The following is a 12,313-nucleotide window of genomic DNA, read 5'->3' as shown; positions in this document are numbered from 1 at the left end:
ACGACATGCCAATTCGGCGTGTTATGTGACGACGGCGAGGGATGTTCAGTGCTGCCGAGATCGGCGGCCGTTCCCCGGACCGGTCGAGGTGATGGCCGAGGACCTCGACCATCACCTCATGGGTGTGGTGACCGGCCGGTCGATACTGGACGATGACGAAAGGGCAGCGATGACGGTTGTGTGTGTCGGCAAGCTTGTCGTGCTGGTCAACGGCCTGCCGGGTGCAGGTAAGTCGACGCTGGCGCCGGACATCGCTCGCGAACTGGGCGCACACGTCCTGTCGAAGGACGTCGTGAAGGAAGCGTTGGCGGGATGTATGGGCGACCCGCGAGATGTGGCGACGCTCGGTGGGATCGCGATGGATGCGGTCTGGGCGATGGCGGCCGCGATCCCGCGATCCGTAGTGATCGACTCGTGGTGGTTTCGACCTCGCGATGCCGGGTTTGCCAGAACGGGTATCCAGCAGTCCGGCGCCGAACGCGCGGTGGAGATCTGGTGTGATCCCCCCATCGAGGTGGCGCGAGCCCGCTACGCGCAGCGGCGGCGAGCCGCCGTGCACGACGACGAGAATCGCCTCACCCGCGACTGGGAGACCTGGGCCGAACACGGTCGGCCACTGGACCTGGCACCGGTGATCCGCGTCGATACCAGCAGGTCTGTCGACAGCGCGGGACTTGCCGAACAGATCGAAACAATGGCTGGCCCACTCCACCCGATACACGCGCCAGACCGGTAACCCACGCTGTTCTCGCGGCAGTGATGCCCGACTACGCCGAGCGGTGGAAAAGGGCTCCTATCTACCAGCAGGGATGGTGGTCGATGCTGTCGCGGCCCGCACTCATTCGGTTGCTTCGGTCTCGTCTCGCACCTCGCCGATGCGTGTATTGCGCTGTGTTGCTTGCCAAGACGCTGTACGGTGGCCGGATGTACAGGGGGCTTGTCGTTCCGCGATCCTGAAAGGACTCGATGTCGACAGACACCGACCGACACTCCGATGAACCGGCCGAGGGCACCGAGGATGTTGCCGGAAGGCCACCGACGGAGCGTGGGCTCGATCGGCTGGTTTTCGGCATCACAGCGATCGGCTCCTTGGCTTTCGTGGCGTGGGGCATCGTCGACCACGCGGGTCTCGGATCCGCGTCTGCCGATGCTCAGTCCTGGGTGATCACCAACACCGGTTGGCTGTTCGTGCTGATCGCTTCGGCCTTTGTCGTGTACGTCATCTGGTTGGCGGCAAGCCGGTACGGCAAGATCCCGCTCGGCGCCGACGACGAGAAGCCGGAGTTCCGTACTACGTCGTGGATCGCGATGATGTTCAGTGCGGGCATGGGCATCGGCCTGATGTTCTGGGGCGTTGCCGAACCGCTGTCGCACTATGTGAGCCCACCGCCGGGGACCGCCGAGCCGAGAAGTTCCGAGGCTGCCGAAGTCGCCATGGCAACGACGTTGTTCCACTGGACTCTGCACCCGTGGGCGATCTACGCCGTGGTCGGCCTGGCGATCGCGTACGGCACTTTCCGCAGGGGACGGTCACAGCTGATCTCGTCGATGTTCCGGCCGATTCTCGGGCGGCACTCCGACGGCATCGGTGGACGCGCGATCGACATGATGGCGATTTTCGCAACGCTCTTCGGGTCGGCGGCGTCGCTGGGCTTGGGCGCACTGCAGATCGGCGCGGGCATGGAGTTCAACGGGTGGGTCGGCTCGATCGGCAAGGTCGGTCTTGTCTCCATCATCACCGTCCTGACCATCGCGTTCATCGTGTCGGCCGTCTCCGGTATCGACCGTGGTATCCAGTGGCTGTCGAATACCAACATGGTGCTTGCCCTGCTCATAGCGGTCTTTGTCTTCGTCGCCGGTCCAACCCTGTTCATGCTCAACCTCCTGCCTACCGCGTTGGGTGACTACGTCGCCATGCTGCCCAAAATGGCTTCGCGGACGGATGTGAGCGGTGGCGCGGAAATGAAGGCGTGGCTGTCGAGCTGGACTGTCTTCTACTGGGCCTGGTGGGTTTCGTGGACGCCGTTCGTCGGCATGTTCATCGCCCGGATCAGCCGCGGGCGCACGATCCGTCAATTCGTCACCGGTGTCCTACTTGTGCCGAGCATCGTGAGCCTCGTGTGGTTCGTGATCTTCGGTGGCACCGCCATCTTCCAGCAGGGTCAGACCGGTGACCTGACCGAGGCGAACGGATCCGTCAACGAGAACTTCGCGCTGTTTCACCTGCTCGACCACTATCCGATCGCCTCGGCGACCGCCGTTCTGGTGATGATCCTCGTCGCCATCTTCTTCGTTTCCGGTGCCGACGCAGCATCGATCGTGATGGGTACGTTGTCCGAGAAGGGCAGCATCGAACCGTCCAAGGCAACGGTCATCTTCTGGGGAGCGGCGACCGGCGCCGTCGCCGCCATCATGCTCGTCATCGCCGACCCTGGCGACCTCGGTGGCGCGCTGACCGGATTGCAGGCGCTGACGACGGTGGTGTCGCTGCCGTTCGTGCTTGTGATGGGATTCCTGTGCGTGTCGCTGTACAAGGACTTGAGTTCGGATCCGATGATCCTGCGTGAGAAACGCGGCGCCGAGCTCGTCGAAGGCGCGGTTGTGAAGGGCGAGGAGCGCCACGACTGCGATTTCGAGCTCGTCACGGAGCCGGTAGGTGACTTCCGAGCGACAACGCCGGACCAGCCGAACGACTGATCCGACGCCGAGCGACCTGCCGACGCCGGCGCAGCCTGCGCCCGCCCTACCCCCGGGCAGGGCAGAGCGGAGCAGTAGCGGGTGCTATTCGGGCGTCCCGTCGGTGATCCAGCGGGCGAAGGTATCGATGTGCTCTTGGGGCCAGCGGCCGTCGCACGGCATGGACCCCTGCTGGAGTCGGTCGAGGATGCCCGGTGCGTGCTGCACGACGTCGGTGTGTGACCACAGATCGAAGACGAAGCTCATCGACTTGCGGTCCATGGCACGGAACAGCGGTTTGATATGCCGGTCGAAGCTGACGGGCTCCCCGGCGCTCGGCAGTTCGATGACTTGGTCGTCGTCGGCGGGCTTGGCGAGGGCGGAGACACGGGACCCGGGTGTGGCGTTGCATACCCACCACCACCGTGGCACCGGCATGTGCGGCGGAGGCGTGGCGCCGGGCTGCGAATTCTCCAGTGCGATACGCGATCCCCACTCGATGTAAGCGGCGAACGCGGCCCGGAACTCCGCGTCGGTGGGCAGCCCGGCGTCATCGGCGGCACGAGAGATGAGCTGAGCCCACCGCGCCCGCCACTCCTCGGTGAGCGCCTTGCCGGCATGCTCGGCGACCATGTGCTTGTAGCCGCCGTACATTTCGGTGTAAAGCTTCGGTCCGCCGAAGGTCTCGCCGAGCCACGCGGCCACCCGCTCGGGATGATCGGGCGACATGCTCGCGAAAAGCGGTGCCAGCAGCGGGTCTTCGGGAACGTACTTGCCATAGAAGATGTGCGTCATCCGGGTCAGCGCCGGTAAGCCGCCCGCCCACTCGAACAGTGTCGGCTCCTCGGAGGGCGCCGGATCGGTGAATCCGACGTAGTAGTGCATCCCACTGCAGAACGGCTTGTTCTGGGAGTGGCCGCACCGGCAGAGGCTGTAGTGCTCGGTCGACGCGCCCGCGTTGCGTTGGCCGCAGTCGACCAGCGGGATGCCACCGGTAATCCGGTACGGTCCGTCCTTCGATACCTCGATCGCCGGTTCCCTGGCCGGGGCGTCGCCCTCCTTGCCGTCCATCGCATAGCCGAGCGCACCGGAAGGACAGGCTCGTGCCGCCCGTTTGATCTCGTCCATGCGGCCGCCGCTCGGTGCGACGAAAGGTTCTGCGGCGGCGCGGAATACGTTCGGCAACCGGTCGGTGCAGAACCCGGAATGGGCGCACAGACCACGATTGTCGAGAACCGTGACCGCAACGCCTTCGTAGGTGTCGCGGCTGTCGGCCACTCGCTGCGGATCCTTGGCACCGCTGAATCCGATGCGGGCGTGGCTACCGTCGCAGAGCGGTTTCGTCTCCGAGGCGCCGCAGCGGCACAGGGCCAGTTGGGGGAGCGCTTGGATGGCCACGCCGAGCCAGTCGGTGATCTGGGTGGCGTTGGTGACCAGGTACGGCCCGTCGGGGGCGACCTTGATCTGGGATTCCAGGCCTGCCTGCAGCTTGGTCAGCTCTGCCAGTCGAGCTTCCGGATCGTCGGCGGACAGGATGGCCAGATGCTGAAGCGCGGCGGTGGCTTCCTGAATGCCGCACGGCAGGTCGGGCTGGCAGCGGAATCGGGTGATGTCATACGCCAGCTGCCACACCTGGTCTGGGGTTTCTCCGCCTTCTTCGGATGCTTGGACGACCGGGGCTCGGCCGGTCAGCTCCGTGAAAGCCTCCGTCAGTGGCCGGATCACCGAATCTTGTAGGGGCGCAGTGCTTCCTGCCGGGTGGCCTTCCATAAGCTTGGCGAAGTGCCGGTCGAGCGTCAGGGCCCGGGTCAGTAAGGACTCCAGTTCGTTGTGCACTGGACCATGATTACTTGATTACGTTATTTCGGTCCAGGACGATGACTCACCCACACCGGGAATGGCTGACGGCTCCACTACGAGCGTGGCGATCGATGCCGGGCGTGATGACCCGCTAGGTACGCCCGGCGGCGAGGATGAATTTGGCGGCCTGCTCGCCGACGAACACGCTCGGCGCATGGGTGTGGCCACGGATGAGCAGCGGCATCACCGACGCGTCTGCGACCCGAAGTCCTTGCACGCCACGGACTTCCAGCCGCGGCGTGACAACACTGGCCGCATCGGTGCCCATCCGGCAGGTGCCCACCGGGTGATAGAGGGTGTGTGAGTAGCCGTTCAGCGCCAGTTCGAGGGTCGCTTCCATCTCGCTCGGCGCTTGCGGCGGATAGATCAGCGGTCCGAGCACCGCTTTCATCGCAGGCGCCGCCGCCAGTTCGGCGCAGATCCGCAGCCCCGACATGATCGCGGCGCGGTCGGCGCCCGCGCTGTCGGAGAGATATCTCGGATCGATCACCGGTTTTGCCGCAGGATCGCCCGTGGCCAGTGTGATGCGGCCGCGGCTGTGCGGGCGCAGCAGGACGGTCACCAGGATGACGCCGTGCTCGGTGGGGTCCTCGAGTCCTTCGTAATAGAAGGGGGCAGGCGCGAAAATCAGTTCCAGGTCGGGCAAGTCCAGATCGGGCCGGCTGCGTACGAACCCGTAGGCCTCGCCGACATTGGAGGTGAGCATGCCGCGATGCCGGATAAAGTAGTCCAGCAGCTGGCGCGGCTTCTCCGCGGCGAACAGCGAATCGCCTTCGACGCCGTAGCCTATGCCGGAGACCAGGTGATCCTGCAGATTCGCGCCGACCTCGGGCGCATGATGCACGACGTCGATGCCTTGCCTGACGAGATCGTCCTGGTCGCCTACGCCGGAGAGCATCAGCAGCTGCGGGCTGTTGATCGCACCGCCGCAGAGGATCACTTCGCGCCGCGCTGTCACCGTGTGCGTGGTGCCGCCCTGCAGGTATTCCACGCCGACCGCGCGGGGCGCGCGTGCGGGATCGCGCTCGAAAATGACCCGAGACGCGAGCGCTTCGGTCTGAATGGTCAGGTTCGGCCGCCGCAGCACCGGCCGCAGATAGGCATCCGCCGTGCTCCATCGGCGACCCCCGCGCTGGGTGACCATAGTTTGACTGAACCCGTCCGGCTGCGGCCGATTCGGCGGTTCTACCGAGAACCCGGCCTCCTGCACCGCGGTCAGATAGGCCGCGGTCGACGCACGCGGGCTGCGTTGACGGGAAATATGCAGCGGCCCAGCTGCCCCTTCATCCGGATACTGGGCCTCTTCGACATTCTCGATGCGCCGGTACTGCTCGACCGCGGCGGCGAACCCCCACTCCTCGCCTGCCAGCAACGCCCACTCGTCGTAGTCCGCGCGGAACCCGCGGACCCACATCATCGCGTTCATCGACGATGAGCCGCCGAACATCTTCCCGCGCGGCCAATAGATCTGCCGGTTCTTCAGCTCCGGCTGCGGCTCGGTGAGATAGTCCCAATCCACTTCTGTGCGAAACAGTTTCGAGAAGGCGGCTGGAATGTGCGCAAACTTGTTCTTGTCGGGCGGGCCGGCCTCCAGCAGCACCACGGTGGTGCTCGGGTCGTCGCTGAGCCGGTTGGCGAGGACCGCACCAGCGGACCCGGAGCCGACAATCACGTAGTCCGCGGTAATCCCAGCTGTTTGCACTGTCCCACTCCCATCCACGCTGCGTACGGCAAACATACGAGGATCTGGCGGTTCCCGGTTCACTTTCTTGGAAATCTGGACAGCAAACCGCCGGCGCCCACCGCTGGTGTAAACGGTGGGCGCCGGCGAACCGGGTGCGGGTACAGCTACCGCGCCGCCCTGGTCGCGAGCGCGGCGGCGGCCAGTACTGTCACACCCTCGGCGATCGCGGTGGTGCCGAGCGCGTGCGCCGCCGACAGTGTGGTGGCGCCGACCAGGCCGAGGAAGACGGTGCCGAAGCAGGCGATGCCGACCACGATGCCGAGCTGCACGCTGGTGACCAGGATTCCGCTCGCGTCCGCGGCAAGCGACATCGGAATCTTGGCCAGGGTTCGGGTCATCAACGGGCTGAACGCGAGTCCGAAGCCGATGCCTTGAATGCCGAAGATCGTCAGTGGCAGTGGTCCGAGTTCGGCACCCTCGCGCAGCATCATGCCGAGCGTCACCATGGTGGTCGCGCCGAGCATCAGACCGAGCGGAATCATGACGGCGTGGAAGCGGAGTGGAATCCGTTCCCAGTTCAGGCTGGCCAGCGCGAACGTGACGCCCATCGGGATGAACAGCAGCCCGGCATGCAGTGCGGTGTAGCCGAGGGTGCTCTGCAGGTGGATGGCCATCACGAACATCCAGCCGCCGAAGGTCGCCATGATGACGAACAGTGTTGCCGCGGTGAGCATCAGCCCGGGAGCCCGCAGTACCCGCTGCGCGAACAGCGGTTCGCCGCCGCGAGCCGCGACTGCTCGTTCGATGGCGACGAAGGCCGCGACACCGATCACGCTGGCGCCCAGGGTGATCCACGTCCACAGCGGCCAATTCTGTTCGTGGCCGAGCACCATCGGCAGCACGAGCAGCAGCACCGAGACGGTCAGCATCGTCAGCCCGGCCAGGTCGAGCTTCCGGTCGAATCGTGCCGTGTCCGAGGGCAGTACCCGCGGCGCGACCAGCAGCAGCGCCACACCGATCGGCACATTCACCAGGAACACACCACGCCAGCCGCTGCCCCAGAGGTCTGCGTTGACGATCAGCCCGCCCGCGACCTGACCGGCGACCATGCCGCCGGAGATGATCGCGGAGTACGTGCTCAGCGCCTTGGCCCTGGCATTGCCCGTGAAGTTCCGCTGGATGAGGGTCATGATCTGCGGAACCATCGCGGCAGCACCGACGCCCTGCAGGAATCGGAACACGATCAATGTGACTTCGTTCCACGCCAATCCGCAGGCCAGCGAGGCGACGGTGAACAGTGCCAATCCGACGATGAAGGCGCGGCGTTGGGTGAACCGGTCGCCCAGTCTGGCGCCGGTCACCAGCAGGACGGCATAGGCGATGACGTAGCCGGCGACGATCAGCTGCAAAGCCGATCCGCTCGTGTGCAGCGAGGTTCGAATCGAGGGAATGGCGACATTCACGATGGAGGCGTCGAGCACCGCCATGAACTGCCCGGTCAAAATAACGGCGAGGATCGCGACCGTGCGCCGTGCGCCGTATGCGGGAGGTGCTGGGGGAGCCGGCGTAGCGGGAGGCGGCTTGGCCGAACCCGGTGACAACGTCTGGGTCATGTACTGAGCTTGCAGCGGATCCGACACCAGTAACAGGAGCCCAGTAAAACTGGTACCGGCAGCACCTGGATAGGGCCCGGTGCCTCGGATCTCTGCCCAACGTGTGCCCTGAGCCGGTGGTATCGGCTCCCACCTATGATGTTTCCGGCAGGTTACGTTGCCGGCCTGCCTGGGTTGGACATTGGTGTTGCTTGCTGCGTCACCCATGCTCACTGTCGGTGAATCTCGTTGTGGGCGTTGAGAGCTGAACCAGACATCTCGTCTGTGGCGCACCGGAAAGTACGTTCAGAGTTATGGAGAGGACGCGTCGAGTTGGGGCTCAGCCAAGCGCTCCGTCAGATTGCCGACCGGATCGGTGATGCGTTTCATTCGGCCACCTCAACGGTGTCGAAATGGCAACACGGTCTCGGTCGAGGGTCGAACACAGGCGTCGACAGACTGCGAACATCGGACAGCGACAACCACATTCGGTATCTGTTGGAGAAGTCGGTCGCGACCGGTCGAGATCAGTGGCGCACGTCGGTGCCCACCCGGGCGGCGGTCCAGAAGTTGGAGTCGCGTTCCGATGAGCTGATCGGGCGGTTGGCGTCACGGTTGCACGAAACGTGGCGCCTGACCAAGATCAGACCCAACGGTACTTATAAGCCTCGGCCCAAACCGACCGAAGATCCGGAGTGGATCGCCAGGCACGGTACGAACCAGGCGGATATCTCCAATACGCCCTTCGAGGAATTGCCCCGAGATCTTCAGTGGGACAACCAGGAATCGGCGAGGGTGGCGGTGGAGCTTGTGCTGTCGGAGCTGCGGGCTGGACGCGACCCGGGTCGTCACGACTTCATCGAAGAAGCAAGCAGCAAGATCCACGACGAGTGGCTGATTCGCAACCGTCGCACCGCAACCGACGAGCAGCAGACCTCCTATGCCGATCTCCCCGAGGAGCAGAAACAGCTGGATCGGGACGTATTTCACGCAGGGTTGAATTTGATCGCGGAGGAACTTCGAGGCAAGTAGTAGCGACAGGAGACACTCGACACCATCGCTCATCTGGGACGATCCGGCGGCGGCCACTTCCGCACTGGCACAGGTACAGGGGCATCGGCAAAACTGGTACTGGCAGCACCTGGTTAAGGTCCCGAGTTTCGGGGACGATCACAAGATGACTGTGGACGTGCGCACCATGCGCAAGGCGCGCCGCGCCGAGCTGGGCTCGTTTCTGAAGTCACGGCGTGCGCGGATCTCGCCGGAGGATGTGGGGCTGCCGCCCGGACCTCGGCGGCGAACACCGGGCCTGCGGCGCGAGGAAGTCGCGCAGCTGTCCGGGATCGGGATTACCTGGTACACGTGGCTCGAGCAAGGCCGCAGTATCAATGTCAGTGTGCAGGTGTTGAATTCGGTTGCGCGGGCGTTGTCGTTGGATGCGGCGGAGAAGGCGCATCTATATCGGTTGGCGGATGTGCCCACGGTGCCGACGGCGCATGCGGGTACTGCGCTGCCGGAGGAGCTTCAGGTGATTTTGGATCATTTGGAGCCGTTGCCCGGGGTGGTGTTGAGCGCTCGCTATGACGTTTTGGCCCATAACTCGTCTTACGAGGCGTTGTGTCCTGGCTTCCTGACCGGCGAACGCAACGTCGCTCGCCGGGTCTTTCTCACCCCGGAATGCTGCAATACCTACCAACACAACTGGGATGACCTGCGCCGCATGGTCGGCTATCTGCGCGGTGCCTACGCCAAGAACCTCGGTGACCCGCATTGGGAGGAGTTCATCGTCGAGTTGTGTTCGGAGAGTTCGAATTTCAAGGCTTTGTGGGCCCTCAACGATGTCGCCGTCCCGGTCAGTCGCACCAAGCAGATCCGTAATCTGGCGGTGGGGGAGCTGGAGATGTTCTTGACGAGTATGTCGTTGCCGTCGGTTCCGCATGCGTGGATGCAGATTTATACCCCGGTTGATGAGGTGGCGTGGGCGAAGTTGCGTGAGTTGTTGGCGATGTCGGAGCAGGAGCGTCAGCGTCCGTGGGTTGAGCATCGCGAACAGGTTCATGTGGCGGCGGGGTAGGGGAGTCAGGGTGTCGAGGTCCGGGGACGAGTGCTCGGTGGGTTGCGCGGGCTGGACGGTAAGCGGAACCGCTGCTGGGGTGGTGCACGAGGAATGTCTCGAACCCGGGTCTCGAAGTCTTGGCTTCGTTGATCCATATGTGTCTGCTCAGTCTTGCTGCGCGCGGTAACCACCGTTCCACCAGCGTCGCAGAAGTGTGAGCTGATGTTCGGTCAGCGGTCCAGTCAACGCTTCCTGTGCTTCTTCTATGTAGGTGAGTTCCTCGGGTGTCCGGTCCGGTGCGCGAGAGCTGTGCTCCGCCATCGTCATCGGCGATTCAGGGCGGCGTGGACGGTAGTTATCGAATGCTGGCAGTGGTGTTCGCGGTCGCAGAGTTGTCTCGCCGTCGGTGCAGGGGTGGGAGCGGCGAAGATCTTCTGATGGCGGCCTGCTTCGTGTTTGCCGGGATCGGTTGCGGTGAAACAGGGCTGAGGCGCGTGTAGGGGAGACATGAGCTGTCGCTTTCGCGCCTGTCGGCTGATTCTCCCAACCTCATTTAACTCCGTTGTCGGGTGGTTCGCCACCGCGAGATGAAGGGCGCCAATGGGGTGAGTGCCCTACTTTGGGTCACTGTCCAAAAAGTCCAGGCACCTCACTGTCTACAAGTTCACCACGAACTTGCCACCTACCCAGGCAAAACCAACAAGCTCCTCACCAGGGTCAAAGCCTGGTCGAAAGGCCAGGACAGGGGAAACGATCCCCGAGCACCAAACGGTGAAATATGTCATGGGAACTTCGCAGGCATGATCTGCCCATCCTTCCCAAGGTGGGCACCAAACCCGGGGCGATTCAGCTGTGCAGCCCATGTGACGGAAACCCTGTTGGTCCCGGCGGGATTCTGTGCCCGGACTGCGCAAAAATGTTGACGGAGCGCAACCAAGACTTTTGGGCGTGGGCGGCCACGCAGGGCGGGAAATAGCCTCGTCGAGGTAGCGGTGGCGGATGCGCTGCAACAGGTCTTCAAGCGGTCCTTCGTTCGCTTCAGCGGGGAGCACCGTACGGGCTTGATCGAACTTCGTTTCGTACAATGCGATGAGTGCTTTCGCGCTGGCGGCGTCGGGTTCGCTCATGATCCGCTGCCCAAATTCGAAGTAGGGTGCGGGGTCCGGCCCAGTGGTGTAGAGCGTGTGGCCCTGCCAGAGCAACCTCATCGTGTGGCGGGCGTGCTTCTCGCGTCGGTTGTCGGGCACGTCGGGAAATCGGCCGCGTTCGAGTAGCCGCCTGAACTGCGAGGTGGCATAGCCGAAGTACGCATCACGGACTCGTTTCGCACTGAGGAAGTTGGACCGCAGGCTCACCAGCTCCAGACCTAGATCTGTTGTAGCGGTGTAGCTTTCGAGCCACGCAAATTCATTGCTCTGATCAGGCCTTTTGCCGTGCTCAGGCGGGTTGCGGTGTTGCGCACGCCGGGGGGAACGGGAGTGCGCTGTCAGGCGGTGCCTACCGAGGGTTCGCCGAGCCAGGTGTCGAGGCGGTGGAGGTCCGGACCGGAGACGGTCAGGGCCCCCGAGGTGTAGGTGGCCCAGCGGAGGTCGTCGCAGGCGAAGAAGTCCTCGCCTCCGGCGTCGACCCACAGGGAGAGTATCCGGGGGCCGGAGTGGGTGACGTCCCACCAGGACCAGGTGCGGAAGGGGCAGTCGAGTTCGAAGCGCCAGAGCCAGTTGTCCAGGGACCAGCCGGCGCCGTGGCCGGCAGCGCCGTACCGCTCGCTGCCGTGGCGGGCGAAGTCGGGGGCGGGGCCCTGTTCCGAGCTGACCGCGACGAACCACTCGGGGAGGGGTCTCGGGATGACATGGGAGTCGACCCGGCCCTCGACGACGGACCGGTCCAGGGCGGCGGCGAGCACGGTGCGCAGGCGATCCGCGTACTCCCCGACCGGCCCCTCGACCTGGATCAGGAAGCGGCTGAGCCCGGGCGGGGCGCCTTCCTCGCCCGGGCGCGTGTCGATCCGGTCACGCTCGTCGAGGAGGGCCTCCTCCTCCTCGCTCAGGAACTCGTCCTGAAAATCCGGGGATTCGCCGTCCGTGTGCATTGATTCTTCCTTCTCCGGTGCCGTCACGCGTCAGCGCCTTCTCCGCCTGCCGCCGCCGTTGTTCTCGTCCCGTTGTTGTTCCTGCCGCTCCTGGTTCCAGGTGCGCTGCTGCTCGTCCCAGGTGACCGGCTTGCCGTCCTTGGTGGCGGAGTTCGGGGTGTTGAGCCCGTATGCGGTCGAGCCAACGATGCCCTCGAGCAGCAGATTCATGATTCTCCTGATAGCGGTCCCATTCGTGCCAGTCGCCGATGTAGGGCCGTACGCGGCTGCGGATCGCGATCCAGTCGTGTTGCCAGTGCCGGAGAGCATCGCGTGGTTGCCGGCGAGGAGTGGGATCTCTTGTTCTATTCCTGGCC

The 12,313-nt window shown here is 64.4% G+C and carries 10 protein-coding genes; 4 read left to right on the top strand and 6 right to left on the bottom strand.

The window, feature by feature from the left end; translation table 11 throughout:
• Nucleotides 1–91 precede the first annotated feature (91 nt).
• Both ACFQZZ_RS25440 and ACFQZZ_RS25435 read left to right on the top strand, forming a co-directional pair.
• Nucleotides 92–736: an AAA family ATPase gene (locus tag ACFQZZ_RS25440; RefSeq protein ID WP_378685685.1), complete on the top strand. Its 645-nt coding sequence runs from the start codon at nt 92–94 to the stop codon at nt 734–736.
• A 230-nt stretch (nt 737–966) separates the two neighbouring features.
• Nucleotides 967–2,697: a BCCT family transporter gene (locus ACFQZZ_RS25435; protein WP_378685683.1), complete on the top strand. Its 1,731-nt coding sequence runs from the start codon at nt 967–969 to the stop codon at nt 2,695–2,697.
• Between the two features lie 84 nt (nt 2,698–2,781).
• Here the strand turns inward: ACFQZZ_RS25435 and ACFQZZ_RS25430 are convergent, their stop codons facing one another.
• From ACFQZZ_RS25430 to ACFQZZ_RS25420, 3 genes are all read right to left on the bottom strand, one after another.
• Nucleotides 2,782–4,512, bottom strand: a complete 1,731-nt coding sequence (locus ACFQZZ_RS25430) for a CDGSH iron-sulfur domain-containing protein (RefSeq protein WP_378685681.1) — start codon at nt 4,510–4,512, stop codon at nt 2,782–2,784.
• 115 nt (nt 4,513–4,627) lie between these two features.
• Nucleotides 4,628–6,238, bottom strand: coding sequence for a GMC family oxidoreductase (locus tag ACFQZZ_RS25425; RefSeq protein ID WP_378685678.1), 1,611 nt, complete (start codon nt 6,236–6,238; stop codon nt 4,628–4,630).
• 146 nt (nt 6,239–6,384) lie between these two features.
• Nucleotides 6,385–7,833 (bottom strand): MFS transporter, encoded by a 1,449-nt coding sequence (locus tag ACFQZZ_RS25420; protein WP_378685675.1) that lies wholly within the window; start codon nt 7,831–7,833, stop codon nt 6,385–6,387.
• A 522-nt stretch (nt 7,834–8,355) separates the two neighbouring features.
• Here ACFQZZ_RS25420 and ACFQZZ_RS25415 point away from each other — a divergent pair.
• Complete coding sequence (locus tag ACFQZZ_RS25415; protein ID WP_378685673.1) at nt 8,356–8,844, top strand: hypothetical protein; 489 nt, start codon at nt 8,356–8,358, stop codon at nt 8,842–8,844.
• Between the two features lie 145 nt (nt 8,845–8,989).
• Nucleotides 8,990–9,886: a helix-turn-helix transcriptional regulator gene (locus tag ACFQZZ_RS25410; RefSeq protein ID WP_378685670.1), complete on the top strand. Its 897-nt coding sequence runs from the start codon at nt 8,990–8,992 to the stop codon at nt 9,884–9,886.
• A gap of 638 nt (nt 9,887–10,524) precedes the next feature.
• Here ACFQZZ_RS25410 and ACFQZZ_RS25405 read toward each other — a convergent pair.
• The 3 genes from ACFQZZ_RS25405 to ACFQZZ_RS25395 all read right to left on the bottom strand — a co-directional run bounded on the left by ACFQZZ_RS25405 (nt 10,525) and on the right by ACFQZZ_RS25395 (nt 12,167).
• On the bottom strand, nt 10,525–11,223 hold the full coding sequence (locus ACFQZZ_RS25405) for a hypothetical protein (protein ID WP_378685668.1): 699 nt from the start codon (nt 11,221–11,223) through the stop codon (nt 10,525–10,527).
• A 131-nt stretch (nt 11,224–11,354) separates the two neighbouring features.
• Nucleotides 11,355–11,984, bottom strand: a complete 630-nt coding sequence (locus ACFQZZ_RS25400; protein WP_378685665.1) for a hypothetical protein — start codon at nt 11,982–11,984, stop codon at nt 11,355–11,357.
• A 3-nt stretch (nt 11,985–11,987) separates the two neighbouring features.
• Nucleotides 11,988–12,167 carry a hypothetical protein gene (locus ACFQZZ_RS25395; protein WP_378685662.1) on the bottom strand — a complete coding sequence of 60 codons (180 nt, stop codon included), beginning with the start codon at nt 12,165–12,167 and terminating at the stop codon, nt 11,988–11,990.
• Nucleotides 12,168–12,313: the final 146 nt, after the last annotated feature.

Origin of the sequence: Nocardia sp. GCM10030253, assembly GCF_042675075.1 — a bacterium.
Classification (GTDB): Bacteria; Actinomycetota; Actinomycetes; order Mycobacteriales; family Mycobacteriaceae; genus Nocardia.
This window is presented reverse-complemented; position numbering and strand designations above follow the sequence as displayed.